This is a genomic window from Sporosarcina sp. FSL K6-1540 (assembly GCF_038620285.1).
GTDB classification, from domain to species: domain Bacteria; phylum Bacillota; class Bacilli; order Bacillales_A; family Planococcaceae; genus Sporosarcina; species Sporosarcina psychrophila.
The window spans coordinates 2,298,603-2,317,580 of sequence record NZ_CP152018.1; the positions used below are offsets into that span (position 1 = coordinate 2,298,603).

Consider the following 18,978-nt stretch of genomic DNA (forward strand, 5'->3'; position numbering starts at 1 on the left):
AATGAGTACAGCAGTAATAGAACCAGCAATCACACAAAATCAAGTAGGAAAGGTATTTGCGCATATGGAGCAACATAAAGTAGGTACATCGAAAATTAATGTAACGGATTTGAATTTATTCTATGGTGAGAAACAAGCGCTGTTCGGCGTCGATCTTGCTATTCGTGCAAATGAGGTTACTGCTTTAATCGGTCCTTCAGGTTGTGGCAAATCCACTTTTTTACGAACATTAAACCGAATGAATGATTTAATTGATGGTGTGAAAATTACAGGTGAAGTTGTCATTGATCATGAAAAAATTTATAATTCAAGTGATGTAATTAAATTACGCACAAAAGTGGGAATGGTATTTCAAAAACCAAATTTATTCCCAATGAGCATTTACGATAATGTTGCCTATGGTCCAAAGGGGCAAGGCATAAAAAATAAAAAAGAATTAAATCGAATTGTGGAAGAAAGTTTACGCGGAGCCGCGATTTGGGAAGAGGTAAAAGACCGTCTTAAAACATCAGCACTAGGTTTGTCTGGTGGTCAGCAACAACGTGTTTGCATTGCACGTGCCATTGCGATGAAACCAGATGTTATATTAATGGATGAGCCTACTTCCGCACTAGATCCAATTTCTACGTTAAAAGTCGAAGAACTAATCACGAAATTGAAAAAAGATTATACGATTGTTATTGTTACTCATAACATGCAACAAGCTGCACGAATCTCTGATAAAACAGCATTTTTCTTAAATGGAGAAGTTGTTGAATACGATGATACAGATAATATTTTCTCTACGCCAAAAGATCAAAGAACCGAAGATTATGTCACAGGTCGATTCGGATAACAGGGGGTAACAAAGGATCATGCGTGAAAACTTCGAGAAAAATTTAGAGGAATTAAAAAGTAAAATCACCGAAATGGGTGAACTATCAATTATTGCCTTAGAAAAATCAGTTAAAGCCTTGAAAACACAAGATGTTGAAATTGCTATAAAAACCATGGAGGGAGATACAGCAATAGATAAACTTGAAGTGGAAATTAACCAGTTTGCAATCTGGATTATGGCAAAAGAAGCGCCTATTTCAAGGGATTTACGCGAAATTATTGGTGTACTTAAAATTTCGTCTGAAATTGAACGGATTGCGGATTTTGCCGTAAATATTGCAAAATCAACCATTAAGATTGGTCAAACAACATCTTTACTGGAAATCACACATGTAGAAAAGATGAAAGACATATCAATTGAAATGCTCCGAAAAGCACTCCAATCTTTTTTAGAGGAAAATATGGTACTTGCTAAAGAAGTTGGCGACTTAGAGGATGAAGTGGATCAATGCAGTCGTGAAAACTATAAAAAACTGACTACGTATCTAAGTGAACATCCAGAAGAAACAAATCAGCTTGTCCAATTATTATTTGTAAATCGTTATCTTGAAAGAACAGCAGACCATATCACAAATATCGCTGAAAGCGCAGCATATTTGATTAAAGGTCAAATATATGATTTCAATTCATAAAATAAAAACGGAGGAGAAAAATGAAAAATTTTCTCCTCCGTTTTTATTTAAGGTAGCTCGTAATAAAAATTAAGAGTATTCTATACATAATAAAAAAATAGGGGAGGAAACTAGTATGACAAAGAGAAACAAGGAGTTGTCACTAGAACAACGTGAAGAATTACTCGAAATATTGAAAGCTCGTTTTGAGAAAAACATGAATCGCCATAAAGAACTTGAATGGAGTAAAGTCCAAGCGAAGTTGGAAGCGAATACTGAAAAACTATGGTCGCTTAATGAGATGGAAATAACCGGTGGTGAACCGGATGTTGTTGGTCATGATAAAAAGTCGGGCGAATATATTTTTTATGACTGTTCAATAGAAAGCCCTAAAGGCCGTAGAAGTGTTTGTTACGACCTAGAAGCGTTGGAGTCAAGAAAAAAGCATAAACCAGAAAATAATGCTCTTGATATGGCTTCCGACATGGGCATTGAGCTTTTAACGGAAGAACAATACCGGGAGTTGCAGGAACTTGGAAAGTTCGATATGAAAACATCGAGCTGGGTGCAAACACCTGCCAATATTAGAAAACTCGGAGGGGCTATCTTTTGTGATTGGCGCTACGACACTGTCTTTGTGTATCACAATGGAGCAGAATCCTACTATGCTGCCAGGGGGTTCCGTGGCTCGCTGAGGGTCTAAATTTCGCACCCACTAAGCTTATAGACGATGAGATAGAGTGATGGGTGCCAGGTTCTTATTGATTTGTGAATTGTTTTAGAACCTGGTACCTGTCACAATGGTTTATTAAGAAGTTACTTTTTCATGGATATCTAGTGCTCGTTGTAGTGAACTTAGTTGTTCATCGCTTAAAGGAATCATAGGTAAGCGGACACCACCGACAGGGATTCCTTTTAAATTCAAAGCTGCTTTTACAGGTGATGGATTTGGAGCAGCAAAAAGTGCTTTCATTATTGGTAGTAGTCTACGATGAACCTTAGCTGCCTCTTGAATATTGCCGCTTTTGAAATGTTCAATCATCGTTTGCATTTCATTTCCTATAACATGGGATGCTACAGAAATAACACCTGTTCCACCAATTGATAACACTGGAATTGTTAAACCATCATCACCGCTATACAATGAAAAATCTTCAGGTGTATGAGTAATAATTTCGACCATCGCATCTAAATCACCGCTTGCCTCTTTAATAGAAACGATATTAGGTATTTTTGAAAGGCGAATGACTGTTTCAGCAGATATGTTGACAACACTGCGTCCGGGAACATTATAAAGTATAATCGGTAAAGATGTGACCTCCGAAATTGTCTTAAAGTGTTGATATAATCCTTCTTGAGATGGGTTGTTATAGTATGGCGCAACGAGCATAATACCATCGACACCTACATCTTCTGCAAGTATTGTTAGTTCAATTGATCCTTTTGTGTTGTTCGAGCCTGTACCAGCAATCACCGGAATTCTGCCATTCACAACGTCCACTGCAAACTTAAATAATTTGACCTTTTCTTCTTCTGTTAACGTCGGAGACTCTCCTGTTGTACCAGATACCACTAAGCCATCTGTTCCATTAGCAATTAAATAATTAATTAAGTTTTTTGTAGCTTGAAAATCAATTTCACCATTTTCATCAAAAGGAGTCACCATAGCAGTTAATACTTGTCCGAAATTCATTATTTCTCCACATCCTATAATTTATTTTAAAAAAATAGAGGAAGAAGGGCAGTTAGTGAATGAACGCAAAAAAGCAACAACAAGGGCTCGTTGTTGCAGTAGAAATAATAAATTATTTCTTTGCATAAGATAGCCCTCCATATAGTTTCCTATATGACAATTCTGTGTTTATTCAACACAGAACCAGCTTCAAGAAAATGAGATTCTCTCCACTTCGGCAAATTCCCCTTTCCACAAATGTCACAGGATCTCATCATCCTCCACGTGTGTACTGATGGTCTTTGCGCCTCTATCCTTACTTCAAAATTTTTGAAATAAGTGAATTTCTAATTAGACAAACCTTACCTCTATTCTAACGCAATTGCAAGGGAAAGGTGCCGAGTTCTAGAAAGGTTCTGAATTTAATGGGGACTTGATATTCTTTTAAATGTTATTTCGTCTGTTGATGACCCATTTATTTGAATAAAATACTAGTGAGAAGGGCTTGATGACCTTCATTTTCACTGGACTATTTCCGGCTAACTATTCATGACAGATTTACTGAGGGGTACTAGCCATACATTTTTTAGTAATCCTGTTGTGGATAGTAGCCTGTCGCGTTCCTGCATTGTTCAAGTGGAAAATGCAGCTGTTTTGGAAGAAATGAATAGATGACTTTCTATAGAGAGTGTAAGTGCCCGAAGATACAATTTCGGGCACTCTTGAACGTTGTATAATGTGCTTCTTGCTTACTTTTAAGAAAGACTATGCATCTAATCATGTGATGCCTAATAGAAAGTGACACTTCTTTACTATTAAAAAAGAGAAAATCATAAAGAAAGTTTCAGCCGCCAAAATTGTATCTTTGGCGGATTATATCCAGATAAGAAGAACCGCTGTTCTTTCGTCCCAAAAAGTAGTTGTACACGTAGCGTTTGTTGCCAGAATGGTTAATACACACTAAGATGAATGTATCAGGAAGCGAATCGATGGATTGTGGCTAAGAATAGAAAGAAAACAGCGGATTAGTTAATAAACAAGAGTTAGGAATAAATGTATAAAGGTGATGTTAGTTATGAAAGTTGAAATTGAAAATGAAATTATAGAATTTAATGTTCAGTATGGAAATAGGAAGAAGCTAGCGATTCAGATAGATTCGTTTGGTTTCATAACTGTTAAAGCTCCAAATGACACAAGTAAAGAAATGATTGTCAGTGCCATTGAGAGCAAAGGGAAAAGGATACTAGAGAAAATACATGAAATTGAAGTAGCTCGAGAAGCCCCTAAGGCAAGAGAGTATCACGCTCAAGGGAAGTTTTTATACCTTGGGAAAGACCGTTTTCTTCATGAGTTAATAGATAGTAGTGAGTTAAATGAAGAGGTACTTAAAAGAAATCTCAAGAAGTTCTATATCGCCAGCTGTAGGACGATTATAGAAGAACGGATAAAAATATATCAAAAACAACTAAAAGTAAAGCCTAAAATCATCGAAATAGTAGAGTCTAAAGCCAAGTGGGGTAGTTGTAGTTCGGATAAAAAGCTAACTTTTAATTATCGTCTAGCTATGGCTCCGGTTGAAGTCATCGATTATGTGATAATCCATGAACTTTGTCATATACTTCATATGAATCATGATCGCTCATTTTGGAGACGTGTCGGAAGTATTATGCCGGATTATAAAGAGAAGGAAGAGTATTTGGCGAGGCATGGGTATTCAATGTCACTTTAATAAAAACGATCACATTTCGAAATGTGATCGTTTTTTTTGTGTTCGAAAACGTATTCTCTATTGTTCTTGGTGATGTTTTACTTGTAGTTCCCCGATGGTTGAGGTCACAACTTACTTCAATTTGGTTAAATTGGAAGAGGTGAACGGATCCAGGGGATTTTAACCAATTTATCAAACTCGCATTGTTTTCTGCGAATTTAAATTAGTTTATGGTATTATTTACCTTGTATGGGAAGGTGGGAAGACATGAAAACTGAAAAAATCATTAAGACCACATTAGAGATAGTAGGTTTTCCGTTTGTAATGGCAAACATGTATTTTGATAAGAAGAATAGGGTAAGAGAAATAGGTGATTTAGTAAATATAAAAGATAGGGTAGTTCATACTGTTGTTTCTGAATGTGAAGAGACTAAATGTACTGTAATATTAGACGCGGGGTTAAGTTGCTGTTCAATTGATTGGTATTATATTCAGCCTCAATTGTCTAAGTTTTGTAGGGTAATCTCATTTGATAGAGCAGGATATGGTTGGAGCACTGCAATAGAGAAAGCATACACAAGCGAAGATGTTGTTAGTGATTTATCGGAGATTTTAGAGAAACTTCAAATAAATCCACCATATATCTTAGTAGGACATTCCTTTGGGGGTTTAAATATGCGATTATTTGCTAGTAAATATCCAAATAAGGTAGCATCTTTAATCTTAATTGATTCTGTTCATGAAAATAGATATTTGAGTGCTGAATGGGACACTGTTCGAAGGAAAATGCATAAGAAAAATCTCAAGTTATTCAAGTTCGGTTATCTCACCAGTGGTTTAGGGCTTCCGAAACTATTAAAACTTCCTGTTGGAAGAAAACAACTTCCAGAACCATATCAGAAGTATATTAAGTATATAGGATACCGTTCAAAATCTTATGAAGCTGTTTTTAAGGAATTTCTATATAGCGAAAAATCTGCTATGCAACTTAAAAAGTCCGAACCACTGAATTTAAACTTATCCGTAACAATTTTAAGTTCTAATAATATAGACCCAATTTGGATTAACCAACAAAAACTTCTTAGTAATTTGACAAATAATACTGTGCAAATTAAAACTAACAACAATCATTCAATACATTTAGAAAACCCAGAATTAGTTATAGATACTATAAGCAGAGCTGTAAAACAGTTAGATGACAATATATCTTTGTTGTGCTAAGGGATATTTAATCGCGTTATTGACTGGTGTCACGTAGTTGTGAATAGGAGAAAAAAGATGTAGTAAATTGAAATATAGTGCTTGTGAAAATGTAAAAAGGTATTTCGAGTTGTTTGGGCAGTTTGTATCTTTCACTAAGGAGATGGAATATTATTGGGAAACCCTTTAGGTATCGTGGATTGGGTAGAACAAAATGAAGTTATAGATGATCTATTAATTCAAGGAGACACCTTAACCATGCACCCAATGGAACATGGATTTGAAGCTGAAGTCATGAAGATATGTTCAGGTAAAGATAGCTTTGTATTGAAAGTGTGGAGTAAGAGTTCCAAACCCGATATTAGTTTTCAATATCGATTATTGAATGTCCTATTGGAACGAGGATTATCAGTCTCTAAACCATTAGGCTGGGGGATAAATCTAAACGGAGATAAGGTGTTGTTAACAACATTTGACGGAATACCTGTGCTTAAAGCAAACGAAAAGAAAATGACAAAGATTGCAAACATCTTATCAAAAATACATCAAATTCCCGTTAAAGAGATTGGAAATATAAAACTTCCAAAGTACGATTTCATTGACTATTTTTTTCCTGGAGTAAGAGAACACTCTGACATATATAAAGCATTGATTTCTCTTGTACAAACAACCCAAATAAGGCAAGAACATATTATTCATGGCGATTTTCATGTGAATAACATTATGGAGGAAAATGACCAGTATACTGTAATCGATTGGACGAATGGGCAATTAGGGGACCCGAGATATGATTTTGCGTGGTCACTTACTTTACTGAAAATATATGTCTCAGAGCGATATGCTTATGTGTTTCGTTCTGCTTATCTTTTAGAAAAGGATATTCAGCAGAAGGAACTTGAAGTTTTTGAAGCCTTGGCTTGTCTCAGGTGGCTCGTGCTTAATAGAAGTGGTGGGGTACCCAAAGATTCTAATACAATAGAAAGAGTAAAAGGTTTAGTGACAAATAATCCTTCTTTAAAAGAATTTGAGTTTACTATATAAAAGGAAGGGGATGATTATTTCCCCTTCCTTTTATTATGTCATACGCAACGAATGTCAATTTAGATATGTAGCTCTAGAAATGAATACAGTTACATCTTAATTTATTCTACCGTCAGCACCCAGCGCACGTTGAATGCGTTACATGGTTGGAGATTTAATTATAGATTAATAAGGAATCAAACCCATTAAAAATAATCTCTTTACTATAACTGGGGTAAAGGTTTATTGGGTATTCATGTATTGCAAAAGGTACTAGGTTAAAAACAATTCCCAATTGTTTTTAACCTAGTACCTTTTTTGTGTCCAGTATTCGACTCAATAACAAATCACTTAATCCTCTCGGTACTCAAATTATTATTAATTGATTTGATGTTTGGCATGTTATTAATAATGTGAAACGAAAATGCATTCTAGAAAGAAGTGTTTTTTGTGTGGTAACGAGTAATTGAATACGAATGTAATTGATTCCAATACGGGTTTTAATTAAATTATTTCTTTCAGGATTTGTAAGGTGAGAAAAGCCTGAATTAATAAGGGGTGAATAACATATTTTTTCAGTAATCAGACTATAACACATTTAATAATAATAAGGTATTCATTATTTTTATATAAACGAAAAGTGAACTTGTTGAACGTTTTGTGACGTAATTACTAGCCTTTCGGTGAAGAATTGATGAAGTTTTGATGAAGTTCGCTTTAGGTAATTGTTTTTAGTATTTCATTATAATAAGATGAAAATGTGTTGTGAGAGTAACCGACTAATATGTTTTTTTATTATGCTACTAAAGCTTATAGAGTAAAAGAAAGGGGTACCTTCATGAGAATGAAATGGACTTTTTTAGGTTTGATTATCAGTATTATCGCAGTGTTAGCTGGCTGTGAACCAGTAATGGTTATGGATCCAAAAGGGCCGCAAGCTGAAACGATTTCTAATGTTATTTGGATATCGATTGCTACCATGGCGTTGGTTGTGGTCGTGGTTTTCGGTATGTTGGCATACATCGTAATAAAATATCGTGCGTCGAAACAGAGCGCAGATTATGAGCCCCCACATATCGAAGGTAATCCGGTGGTTGAAGCGATTATTGTTGGTATTCCGGTTCTGATTATCATTTTCCTTTCAATCATCACTGTCAAATCCACTTATGAAGTTGAGGCGACACCAAAGGGTTATGAAGGTCAAAAGCCATTGGTTGTTTATGCATCTTCCTCTGACTGGAAATGGCATTTCAGTTATCTGGAAGAAAATATCGAAACGGTTAACTATTTGTATATCCCAACAGATCGACCGTTGGAATTTAGACTTTACTCATACGGACCCATCACGAGTTTTTGGATTCCACAACTTGGCGGACAAAAATATGCAATGTCGGACATGGTGACCACGTTACATTTGGCAGCTAGCGTTCCGGGAGAATACATGGGGAGAAATGCAAACTTTAGCGGTAAAGGGTTCGCTGAGAATATATTCCATGTGGAAGCGATGCCTGAATCGGAATTCGATAAATGGGTAGAAGAAGTGAAAGCGACTGCGGATACTCTTACTGAAGAGAGATTTGAAGAGTTATTAGAACCGGGTCATCTTGGCCAATTAACGTTTAATAAAACTCACTTGGAATTCTCACCGGCTCCAGAAGGGGAGCATGGGGGACATCAACATGGATCAAGTAATTCCGATGATAAAGCAAAAAAAGACGAATCTACCGATGTTGATGGTGGATCAGACATGGAACATCAACATTAAAATTTCCAAACAAATCACTTTGCATATAGAGTCTAATTTTTGAGAGGAGTCATAGAAGTATGGAGTACTTTGATCGTTTTGCGATTCCACATCCAAGTCCTGCGATTTACGCATCAATGGTTGCCATTGGCCTAACCATGATTGCGATTCTCTTCGGATTAACATATTTTAAAAAATGGGGTTATTTATGGCGTGAATGGCTGACGACCGTAGACCATAAGAAAATCGGTATTATGTACCTAATTGCTGCTTTGATAATGCTATTCCGTGGTGGAGTAGACGCAATTATGATGCGGGCACAAACTGCTGTACCTGACAACAAGCTGCTAGATGCTCAGCATTACAATGAAGTTTTCACCACACATGGAGTTGTTATGATCATTTTCATGGCTATGCCATTTATCTATGCATTTATGAACTTCGTTGTTCCATTGCAAATTGGAGCGCGCGATGTAGCATTCCCTCGTTTGAATGCACTTAGTTTCTGGTTGTTCTTTATGGGGGCGATGTTATTCAATATTTCATTCGTAGTTGGTGGCTCTCCTGATGCCGGCTGGACTTCGTATTTCCCACTTGCAGGGAATGACTTCAGTCAATCTGTAGGAACCAATTATTACATGCTGGCGATTCAGATTGCCGGTATTGGTACATTAATATCAGGCATTAACTTCACGACTACGATACTCAAAATGAGAGTACCTGGAATGAAATTGATGAAAATGCCAATGTTCACATGGACTGCTTTAATCACGAATGCAATTGTCGTTTTCGCATTTCCTGTACTGACAATTGCGCTTCTATTGGGAACGATGGATCGGCTATTCGGCACAAATATCTTTACGATGACAAATGGCGGGATGGATATGCTCTGGGCGAACCTGTTCTGGATTTGGGGACATCCGGAAGTTTACATTCTGATTTTGCCGGCATTCGGTATTTATAGTGAGATCATTTCTACTTTTTCCCGTCGTAACCTTTATGGGTATAAATCAATGGTTGCATCGATCGTAATCATTTCGTTTTTCTCATTCTTGGTTTGGACTCATCATTTCTTTACAATGGGACAAGGTCCACTGACAAACAGTATTTTCTCAATCACGACAATGGCGATTGCCGTTCCGACCGGGATTAAGATATTTAACTGGCTGCTTACGATGCGTAAAGGGAAAATTGAATTTACTGTTCCGATGCTTTATACAATAGGATTCATTCCGATTTTTACAATCGGTGGAGTGACCGGGGTAATGCTTGGTATGGCCAGTGCCGACTATCAATACCATAATACGATGTTCTTGGTTGCGCATTTCCACTACACAATTATTCCTGGTGTTGTCTTCGCGATGATAGCTGGTCTCACGTATTGGTGGCCGAAAATGTTTGGCTTCATGTTAAGTGAAAGAATTGGGAAATGGGCATTTTGGTTTATCGCGATTGGCTTTAACGTAACATTCTTCCCAATGTTCTTCACTGGATTGGATGGACAAGCACGTCGGATGTACACGTACTCTGAAGCATCGGGGTATGGAGCGCTTAATTTACTGTCCTTTGCTGGAGCAATTGTACTGGCGATAGGCTTTGCTTTAATTGTCTATAACATCTATCACAGCATTCGCTATGCATCAAGAAATATCAGTTCAGATCCGTGGGATGCACGTACGTTGGAATGGGCCACTCACAGTCCGGTGCCATCGTATAACTTTGCGAAGACACCTCAAGTTAATTCAATTGAAGCGTTCTGGGATCATAAGAAAAAAGGACAACCATTATTCAAAGATGAAATTGAAAAGATTCATATGCCGAATAACAGCGGTATGCCGTTCATCATGAGTTGTATTTTCTTCGTATGGGGCTTCTCGCTCATATTCAACATGTGGCTTCCTGCAATTCTTGCGACAATTGGAATCTTTGCGTGTTTGGCTTACCGTTCATTCGAGAAAGACCACGGGCATTACATTTCCGTTCAAGAAGTAGAAGACACTGAAAAAGATTGCGAGGTGCGGGCTGATGAAAACAGATAACTCGCTTCCACTTGAATATGGTACAGAACAAAATAAATTGAACATTTTAGGTTTCTGGATTTTCCTTGGAGCCGAAGTAATGCTGTTTGCAACACTTTTCGCAACCTACTTCATTTTAGAGCATCGTACGGGCAACGGACCGTCCGGAGCTGAGATTTTTGAACTCACTCCAGTGCTCTTTGAAACGATTTTACTGTTAACAAGTAGTTTTATGATTGGTCTTGGTGTTCATGCAATGCGTCTAGGTAAAAAAAATGCAATGATGACATTCTTTGCGATTACCTTGCTACTTGGTCTTGCATTCATAGGCGTAGAAATTTATGAGTTTACGCATTATGTCCATGTTGGAGCTGGCCTTCAAACGAGTGCATTCACAGCTATCCTATTAACTACATTAGGGACACATGGAGCTCACGTTACACTTGGTTTCTTTTGGGGATTATTCATCATCCTTCAAGTGAAAAAGCGCGGTTTGACGCCTGAGACAGCCAATAAATCATTTATCTTTTCACTTTACTGGCATTTCTTAGATGTTGTCTGGATCTTTATTTTCAGCTTCATCTACTTGAAAGGAATGATGTAACATGAGCGAATTATTCCCGCGCAAACAAGTAATGGGCTTTATCTTTTCGTTAGTTCTTACTGCAGCTGCACTGACTGTCTATTTCTTAGATTTTTCATTTGCAGTGGGGATGACAATTCTTTTAGTCACAGCATTCGTACAAGCAGCAGTCCAACTCGTTGTCTTTATGCATGCTGGTGAAACTGAAGATAAAAAGGCGATTTATATGAATATCTATTATGCAGTTGCCATAGCGCTTGTTACCATCTTGGGTTCATTACTAATTTTGGCTTGGGATATGTAACAGAATATATCAAAAAGGAGCGCCTAAAATGGCGCTCCTTTATAAAAACACAGAATATGGGTTTGATTTTACATTACCCGCAACTTGGAAGGATTATTCGATTGTAACGGACGAGTGGGAGGGCTTGGCGGTTTCACAGGCTCAAACGGAAGAGGTAATTGAAAATGGTCCAATGAATTCTATTCGACATCCTCAGTGGACTTCGGAAAATCCGCGTCAAGATATACCGATTATGATTTTCACAATAGAGCAATGGGATTCATTACAGCAGGAGAAGTTCCATATAGGGCAGCACCTATCGGACCAAAAGAATTAAATCGTAATGAAAAATATGTTTTTGCAATACCCGCACGTTACGACTTCGCATTTTTAACTGGTTACGAAGAAGTCGAGCAGATTTTAGAAGGTAAACCGTTAGAGATTAGCGAAGAGTGAAGGGTTGATAATATAATGAAAGAATAAAAGGTACCCACCAGCTTTGTGTAGTAGTAAAGAATTATGAAATAATCGATAGTGTAAGATACCTGGTTCTGATACAATTGCGACTTGTGTTAGGACCGGGTATCTTTTTTATTTCATCATATATAGGTGAATTAGCTTTAATAGGTAAAATACTAAATATTGCATCTTTTAATAATTGCTGTATAGTATTCTTTAGAATGCTTGGAGGTCATATTTTTGGTACTTTACTTTTGAGATATATCATCTATCTAATAAATAACTATAAATTAGGAGCTGATATATTATGATATACAAGAACACACTCGATGGTATTTCTTCTGATATGTTAAAGGGCTTTTTTGTAGATTGGCCAAAGCCACCAAATCCGCAAACTCACTTACTACTGTTAAAGAAAAGCAGTGAAGTGATTATTGCTATTGATGATCAAACTAATCAAGTAGTTGGATTTATTACAGCGATAAGTGATGGAGTTCTATCTGCCTACATTCCATTTCTTGAGGTTTTACCGGAATACAAAAATAAAGGTATAGGTAAGGAATTAGTAGATCGGATGCTAAAAGAACTCGATGGCATCTATATGATTGACCTATGCTGTGATGACGATTTAATTCCTTATTATGATAAGTTCGGTATGACGCAGACAAATGGTATGGTTTTTAGGAATTATAAAATGCAATCTGGAAGTTTGAAAATATAAGCCAATAACGCTTGGGAATTTGTCCAATCTCAACGGAATTGTTAAAAGATGCACCACTACACCTTATTTTCATTGTTCACTACTGCGAGCATGTTGCCTGGTTGGAGTTACCCCAAAGTAAATTTGAACAGCCCAGATACCTGGTAATAATCCCATTTGGGTTTATTACCAGGTATTTTTCATTATCCCAAAGTAGAGCGCTATAATTGCATCTAATGAGGATTTAAAATACATGCATAGTAAATAAAGTTAGTAAAAGTGAATCGGAAAAGGCTTGGGGTGCGTCAGTAGGATGAAGGTAGGTGAGGTTGTGACGGAAATTGAAGAAATTATTGCCGAACATGGTGATTATTTATTGCGTGTCGCCTATTTGTACGTGAAAAATAATGCAACCGCTGAGGATATTGTACAAGACGTGTTCATTGCCTTCTATGAGAAACAGGATCAGTACAGGGGGGAGGCATCGCTGAGGACCTACTTGGTGAAAATGACGGTTAATCGCAGCCATGATTATTTACGAAGTTGGAAGAACAAGCGAACCATGCTGTTTGAAAAAATTAAAGGGAGAGGCACTACTCATACGCCTGAACGTGCAATAATTGAGAAAGTGGAAAAGCAGGAATTAGTGGATGCCTTGTTTACATTATCAATCACCTATCGTGAAGTGCTCATTCTTTATTATTTTCAGGAGATGACGACGGTAGAAATCGCGGAATTATTGGAGCGTCCGGAAGCTACGGTAAGAACTAGATTACAGCGTGCGCGAAAGCAACTGGGAAATCGGATAATTGATTATGAATGGGAGGAACTAGGCCGTGAATCAATTTAAGGAAGATTTAAATCGTGAGCTTCAGTCTGTGTCATTGTCCAAAGAGAAGAAGCAGCTAATTGCAACGAAGGCAAAAGCAAAATTACACAACCACAAGAGACGCATCAACTTACAATATCGATTTGTGCTCGCGATTTTCACGATATTCGCAATAGGCTTCAGTTATTTACTATGGCAACAGGAGGGACCTGCAAGTAAGGCGCAAGGTGCAGCACCGATTGAACCTATAACGACTACGACTTGGTCAATGCTTACTAATGATTTTTCAAAAGCGGTACTCTACATAAGCTTCTTTATTATTCTGCGGGACTTGTTAAAGAGACGCTTGCAAAAAAGTGGAAAAGGCTTACCGATTTGTGTGGAATGTGGTGAAGAATGGTCCTATCGAGAGGCCTTGAAACAAAGCATGAAAAACACAAAAATGACATGTCCTTACTGTGGTCAAATACAGTGCCGAACGAAAAAATCAAGATTAAAAGGTGGTATGTTAAATATATTTATACCTTTTATGATTATCGCCCCTCAGCTATTTGATAATATATTGCTAGGTATTGTTGTGCATGTCTCATGTGCTGCGTATATCATGTTTAGCCTAGGTCCATATTATTTGGAACTCCAGAAGAAAGATCCTATCAATGATCCTTTATGGTGATAAATTACTGTCACCAGGACAATTCAGCTGCAAATTCGGGTTTTGAAGTGTCAGCGTACCGGAACAATTGCAAACGCCCAATTTGACCAAGTCCATTGCAGCGTCAAGATTGTCTTCAGCCAGGTTGGTGGTGCAAATGAAGTTTGCATAAGTGCTAGGAACATTTAGGGATGGAATTCCTTTCAGATATAGGATGTGTAAATATTAAGTTGAGTAATACTAGCAACCTGTAAAGGTTCTATCTGCTTCATCATTTTCACTTATTTTTCTAGTTTTTTTAATGCTAACTGTACCATATGAGTTTATTGGTAATTAAAAGATCGGAAAAAACATGATTTAAAGCACCTAGTTCTAAAATATGCTGAATTACTTTAGTACCAAGCGCCTTTCATTATCTATAAAAGTTGCAAGTGAAAATCTTTTGTAGTTTCATATAATTATAAAGCATACGGGCGTGTCTTCCTTTTTTAGTACATGGATCTATTTTAGATCGTAGCCGATTAAGAAATTCGCGGTCACATTCACATGGGTTTCTATCCCTGCGATAACAATCATCATGTGCTTTACAAGCTGCATCTAAATCATTAATAGGTGCGCCGGGCCCATTACAGCCAGGTCCACACCAATTATAGCCTGGTAGAATACAAAAACGAAATCTTCCATTTCTCCTCCGTGACAATATAAAAACCTCCTCTGATGGCTAAGTCACTACTTACTATAGATTATTCATTGGTACGAAATAATGTATAAGCTGTTACCTACGGACTTCGCAATTATTTTATCAAAAGAGGAAAGAATGATTGAGGTATAATGAAGACATCCCTAAACTTTAATAATCAAACATTGACAACGGGTTTCAATTCAACCAGCATAATGTCGAAGTATATTGAACATATGAATATATATATAAAACTGAGCGAAGGCGCCTAAGAGGGTGGATCGAAGCGGGTTTGAAGGGAATCATTATGACCTTTATGATTTTGGAGATTATTTGCTGCTTTTTTTCTCCATGTTGCTAGTGATTACTTCATCTATATAAAAAGGTTATAGAACCTGCATATTAAACTTTCGAAAGGATGTCTTTATTTTGATTACAGTAATACTGCTTTTTTTATTTGCGGGTCTAGCGGAAATCGGTGGAGGTTATCTTATTTGGCAGTGGTTAAGAGAGGGTAAACCGGCTTACTTGGGTCTTATAGGCGGGCTTGTTTTAGCGATGTACGGAGTGATTGCCACTTTCCAGCACTTCCCGACTTTTGGCAGGGTGTATGCTGCTTATGGCGGGGTATTCATTGTGCTATCTGTACTTTGGGGATGGGGCGTCGATAAAAAGATGCCGGATACATACGATTGGATTGGTGCTGCAATTTGTATAGTTGGTGTATCCGTTATGTTATGGGCGCCTAGAAGTTAATGTATAGCGAATAGCACCTGGTATCCAAATGGTTATGAAATGTTTGGATGCCAGGTGCTTTTTATTGAGGAGGAAGAAATAGCAATTTATTTGTTGGTATTATTAATTTATGATTAAGCCCAGAACACCCGTGACTTCAGTCTCGGGAGATTCATTCAGGCTCTACATGGACATGAACATCGTATACACCATGATCATTTATCAAGACTTTTTCAACATGGCTGGCTATATCATGAGAGTCTTTAATATTTAACGAGGAATCAACTAAAATTACAATATCTATTACTTCATTATTTCCGTAATACCTCCCTTTAATTGTTTCTATACCTAGAACTCCATCCACTTTTTTGACTATATCCTGATAGAGTTTAATTTTATCTACATCAAATCCATCCGAAAGTTCATGTGAAGCTAGTTTGAAGATATCCCAAGCCGTTTTACATATTAATAGTCCAACAGTAATGGCAGTTAGCGTATCCAACCATGGCATATTTAATTGTGAACCAAATATACCTATAGCCGTTCCCATACTTACCCAGGCATCTGAAATGTTATCTTTTGCAGCGGCCATAACCGCTTTGCTATTAATTTTTTCGGCTAGTTTTTTGTTGTAACGGTAGACAAAATACATAACTATTGAAGAAAAAACACCTACATAAGCGGCGCCAATATGAGGGGTCTCTTTGCCTCCTTGAAACATGGAGGTAATTGCCTCATTCAATACTTGAATACCAACTGCTAGCATAATGAATGAAGCGACCATTGAGGCAATTGTTTCACTTTTCCAATGACCGTAACCATGATCCTTGTCAGGTGGTTTTTGTGAAAGTCTTAGTCCGATAAGGACAGCAATTGATGCGACAATATCAGTTGTATTGTTTAGTCCGTCTGCCCTCAATGCGGCAGAGTCACTCATATATCCAACAACCAACTTTATGATAGAAAGAAAAACATAAGCAATAATGCTAATGATTGCTCCACGTTCTCCTAACTTAAGGTTATTATACTTTTGATTCTCCATTTTTTTGCCCCCCTATCGAATTCAAAACATGATTCATAAATTGAGCATAACTAGGAGAATTCTTTCCCTTACGCAACAAAAACCCTCGACTGATTCCAGTCGAGGGTTTTGGGTTTTGAAATATAATTTTGAGTTAAATCCAAGTTGGGGCACAGTTATCACTCACTAAGTTTAGACGTATATATATAGTAGCAGATGAAGGTAATTATAGCTCGATATTAACCTGTAAGAAAAGTCGGTTGTCTTCAGCTAAATAAGGTGAGGTATTTAGAAATGGAGCCTCTGTGGGTACGATTTACATTGAAAGGCTGAAGCGGTTATTGCATCAGGCAAATGAACCTATCATACCCACCCACTCTCGTAGAGTTCAAACATTGTGTCCGTTGGATAAGCAGGTATAAATGGAAGACTGTCGATGTAGGTATTATATGTGGACTATTCAAGAGATGAGGAATACTAGATGACAAGGCAAAGAGTATTTTAGAAGGAATCGGAATTGGACTTTTTAATACAGCAAAAAAATGGATCAAACTATAAAACAGCAATCCAATCGCTCAACTGCATAGTAGCATTATAATGTTTTAGTTCATTTGAGAAATATGTTTAATTTATCTATCTTCTGATAATTTTATGCAAAATGCCTATCAGTAATCTTGCGAATGGTGTGGTAATTGGAAGTAAAATGAAAGCATATATTGTACCCCAAATCAATGTACCTTCAACGTTTATCGTTTTCATGCCACCTCTAACGATAGTTTCGCCAAAAATTGCGCCTATCGTTCCGCTATATAAAGCTACAAGAAATGCACTTAGAAGGCTTAAGAGCCAAAGTTTTTTGTTGGAGATTTCGTTTTTATTGTGAAAATATCCTCCTAACACTGAAAAGGTAATTGCGAAAGGAATTATCACTGAGAAATATAACCAACTTTCACCCCTGAATAAAGTTATGCCACCAGCCAACGTTTGTCCTATTAGCATAAATAACAATGCAGTAACGAATGAAAATAGAACACCGAAAATAAGACCTTTTAACGAAGAAATGTTTTTCAAAATCTAATCACCACCTAATACATAATATGAGATATAGCGAATTAATCATTTGGATTGTTTACATTACTATTATATCAGAAAATATAAACATAATAAAAATCATCCCTAAAGCAACAACGCTTAAGGAAACAGATAATTCGAGAAAGTCTATTTGTTGAGAATGGTATAATGGAAATATAATCAAATCCATCCTTCAGAAAATATAGGCAATGCCGGTGCAAAAACTAGTGTGGGATTAATCTCCCGAAAGCGCTTTACGTATCGTGGTCGTTGGAGTCAGGCTAACGGGTTGCTTTAGTGAAGATTAGGCTGCCTTTAATTACAGCTCTTTCTAATTGAGTAATGGAGTATCAATTAGGGGGATGTCAACCTATTGTGAATGGTGTATACAAAGTCGTTCAGCGATTGAATGGATGTTTTTCAGTTAGATCTTATGGAGCTATTCCAGTTTCTTATGTAACTAAGGGACAAGTTAGTGAAATGAAGAATATGGATTATTATGGTGGTGTGAGTTGAGAAGCAGCTGTCAATGTGAAGGTGGTTCTTCAGGCTATTATTGGTTCAATATTAATTCGTGTATCTTATATAGCTTGTATGAAGTTAGTTGGTTATTTTAAAACGAACGCTTATAAACCAGATATTATTGTTGCGTGGGACAAAGTAGAAATACTTCAAAATGAAGTTGTGTTTTGTAAGATTATTTCATCTGATTTTGCTTTGTTGTCTTTTGTGGGATCATAATTATTTCATGTGGGAAAATGTTCAAATAACAGGACAGATTATGGAGGGGTAGAAATGACAAGGTTTATTGACGATTTAGCTGGAGCTATCTATGATTTCTTTAAGTTTATTTTTACGAGTATTTGTTATCTAATTGCTGGAATGTTAATTGTCGGAGTCCCACTTTATCTAATTGCTTTAGTATTTAATATGCTGCAATAACGGTGGGCTTTGGTGAAGATATAGCTGCCTTTCATAGTAGCTTTATATTTTTGAGTAATGGAGTTAAATACTTCCGAGAAATGGCGTTATGTTAACCTGATGCGTGTGGACTATGCAAGCCCGTTCAATGATTGTAACGAATACGTCCAATTCATAAATGAAACAGAACGCTATA

General features: G+C 36.9%; 21 protein-coding genes and 1 riboswitch. Of the genes, 17 read left to right on the top strand and 4 right to left on the bottom strand.

Features of this window, described 5'->3' with window-relative positions; all coding sequences use genetic code 11:
• Window positions 1–64: 64 nt before the first annotated feature.
• The 3 genes from pstB to MKY15_RS10670 all read left to right on the top strand — a co-directional run bounded on the left by pstB (window position 65) and on the right by MKY15_RS10670 (window position 2,190).
• Window positions 65–835: a phosphate ABC transporter ATP-binding protein PstB gene (pstB, locus tag MKY15_RS10660; RefSeq protein WP_067213825.1), complete on the top strand. Its 771-nt coding sequence runs from the start codon at window positions 65–67 to the stop codon at window positions 833–835.
• A gap of 19 nt (window positions 836–854) precedes the next feature.
• Window positions 855–1,508, top strand: coding sequence for a phosphate signaling complex protein PhoU (gene phoU / locus MKY15_RS10665; RefSeq protein ID WP_197485362.1), 654 nt, complete (start codon window positions 855–857; stop codon window positions 1,506–1,508).
• A 115-nt stretch (window positions 1,509–1,623) separates the two neighbouring features.
• A complete protein-coding gene (locus MKY15_RS10670; protein ID WP_187046614.1) occupies window positions 1,624–2,190 on the top strand; it encodes a DUF4256 domain-containing protein in 567 nt (188 codons plus the stop codon).
• Window positions 2,191–2,295: 105 nt separating this feature from the next.
• Here the strand turns inward: MKY15_RS10670 and dapA are convergent, their stop codons facing one another.
• Window positions 2,296–3,180, bottom strand: coding sequence for a 4-hydroxy-tetrahydrodipicolinate synthase (dapA, locus tag MKY15_RS10675; protein ID WP_340741392.1), 885 nt, complete (start codon window positions 3,178–3,180; stop codon window positions 2,296–2,298).
• Between the two features lie 122 nt (window positions 3,181–3,302).
• A riboswitch (Lysine riboswitch) is annotated at window positions 3,303–3,480 on the bottom strand.
• A 754-nt stretch (window positions 3,481–4,234) separates the two neighbouring features.
• Here dapA and MKY15_RS10680 point away from each other — a divergent pair.
• The 11 genes from MKY15_RS10680 (at window position 4,235) to MKY15_RS10730 (ending at window position 14,376) form a co-directional block, all read left to right on the top strand.
• Window positions 4,235–4,888, top strand: coding sequence for a SprT family zinc-dependent metalloprotease (locus tag MKY15_RS10680; protein ID WP_187046616.1), 654 nt, complete (start codon window positions 4,235–4,237; stop codon window positions 4,886–4,888).
• A gap of 246 nt (window positions 4,889–5,134) precedes the next feature.
• Window positions 5,135–6,088 (top strand): alpha/beta hydrolase, encoded by a 954-nt coding sequence (locus tag MKY15_RS10685; protein ID WP_067205660.1) that lies wholly within the window; start codon window positions 5,135–5,137, stop codon window positions 6,086–6,088.
• A 153-nt stretch (window positions 6,089–6,241) separates the two neighbouring features.
• Window positions 6,242–7,108: an aminoglycoside phosphotransferase family protein gene (locus MKY15_RS10690; protein ID WP_342539664.1), complete on the top strand. Its 867-nt coding sequence runs from the start codon at window positions 6,242–6,244 to the stop codon at window positions 7,106–7,108.
• 817 nt (window positions 7,109–7,925) lie between these two features.
• The gene (gene qoxA / locus MKY15_RS10695; RefSeq protein WP_342539666.1) at window positions 7,926–8,852 is read left to right on the top strand and encodes a cytochrome aa3 quinol oxidase subunit II; all 927 of its coding nucleotides are present in this window, start codon (window positions 7,926–7,928) and stop codon (window positions 8,850–8,852) included.
• Window positions 8,853–8,911: 59 nt separating this feature from the next.
• Window positions 8,912–10,870: a cytochrome aa3 quinol oxidase subunit I gene (gene qoxB / locus MKY15_RS10700; RefSeq protein WP_342539667.1), complete on the top strand. Its 1,959-nt coding sequence runs from the start codon at window positions 8,912–8,914 to the stop codon at window positions 10,868–10,870.
• Window positions 10,857–11,453 (top strand): cytochrome aa3 quinol oxidase subunit III, encoded by a 597-nt coding sequence (gene qoxC / locus MKY15_RS10705; protein WP_067205669.1) that lies wholly within the window; start codon window positions 10,857–10,859, stop codon window positions 11,451–11,453. The genes qoxB and qoxC overlap by 14 nt, the downstream gene beginning before the upstream one ends.
• Before the next feature lies 1 nt (window position 11,454).
• Window positions 11,455–11,736: a cytochrome aa3 quinol oxidase subunit IV gene (qoxD, locus tag MKY15_RS10710; protein ID WP_067205671.1), complete on the top strand. Its 282-nt coding sequence runs from the start codon at window positions 11,455–11,457 to the stop codon at window positions 11,734–11,736.
• Window positions 11,737–11,764: 28 nt separating this feature from the next.
• Entirely contained in the window at window positions 11,765–12,052 is a 288-nt protein-coding gene (locus tag MKY15_RS10715) for a hypothetical protein (RefSeq protein ID WP_342539669.1), read from the top strand.
• Between the two features lie 429 nt (window positions 12,053–12,481).
• Window positions 12,482–12,895: a GNAT family N-acetyltransferase gene (locus MKY15_RS10720; RefSeq protein WP_187046619.1), complete on the top strand. Its 414-nt coding sequence runs from the start codon at window positions 12,482–12,484 to the stop codon at window positions 12,893–12,895.
• Window positions 12,896–13,187: 292 nt separating this feature from the next.
• Window positions 13,188–13,724, top strand: coding sequence for a sigma-70 family RNA polymerase sigma factor (locus tag MKY15_RS10725; protein ID WP_187046620.1), 537 nt, complete (start codon window positions 13,188–13,190; stop codon window positions 13,722–13,724).
• The gene (locus MKY15_RS10730) at window positions 13,711–14,376 is read left to right on the top strand and encodes a TIGR04104 family putative zinc finger protein (protein ID WP_342539670.1); all 666 of its coding nucleotides are present in this window, start codon (window positions 13,711–13,713) and stop codon (window positions 14,374–14,376) included. Before MKY15_RS10725 ends, MKY15_RS10730 begins: the two co-directional genes overlap by 14 nt.
• 391 nt (window positions 14,377–14,767) lie before the next feature.
• Here the strand turns inward: MKY15_RS10730 and MKY15_RS10735 are convergent, their stop codons facing one another.
• Entirely contained in the window at window positions 14,768–15,055 is a 288-nt protein-coding gene (locus MKY15_RS10735) for a phospholipase (protein WP_342539672.1), read from the bottom strand.
• Between the two features lie 408 nt (window positions 15,056–15,463).
• On the opposite strand from MKY15_RS10735, the gene MKY15_RS10740 reads away from it, so the two are divergent.
• A complete protein-coding gene (locus tag MKY15_RS10740; RefSeq protein WP_067205681.1) occupies window positions 15,464–15,790 on the top strand; it encodes a YnfA family protein in 327 nt (108 codons plus the stop codon).
• A gap of 151 nt (window positions 15,791–15,941) precedes the next feature.
• Here the strand turns inward: MKY15_RS10740 and MKY15_RS10745 are convergent, their stop codons facing one another.
• Window positions 15,942–16,811 carry a cation diffusion facilitator family transporter gene (locus tag MKY15_RS10745; protein WP_187046621.1) on the bottom strand — a complete coding sequence of 290 codons (870 nt, stop codon included), beginning with the start codon at window positions 16,809–16,811 and terminating at the stop codon, window positions 15,942–15,944.
• Between the two features lie 612 nt (window positions 16,812–17,423).
• Window positions 17,424–17,861: a hypothetical protein gene (locus MKY15_RS10750; protein WP_342539673.1), complete on the bottom strand. Its 438-nt coding sequence runs from the start codon at window positions 17,859–17,861 to the stop codon at window positions 17,424–17,426.
• Window positions 17,862–18,236: 375 nt separating this feature from the next.
• Between MKY15_RS10750 and MKY15_RS10755 the strand changes: the two genes are divergently transcribed.
• Both MKY15_RS10755 and MKY15_RS10760 read left to right on the top strand, forming a co-directional pair.
• On the top strand, window positions 18,237–18,377 hold the full coding sequence (locus MKY15_RS10755) for a hypothetical protein (protein ID WP_187046623.1): 141 nt from the start codon (window positions 18,237–18,239) through the stop codon (window positions 18,375–18,377).
• A gap of 279 nt (window positions 18,378–18,656) precedes the next feature.
• Window positions 18,657–18,803 carry a hypothetical protein gene (locus MKY15_RS10760; RefSeq protein ID WP_340766270.1) on the top strand — a complete coding sequence of 49 codons (147 nt, stop codon included), beginning with the start codon at window positions 18,657–18,659 and terminating at the stop codon, window positions 18,801–18,803.
• Window positions 18,804–18,978: the final 175 nt, after the last annotated feature.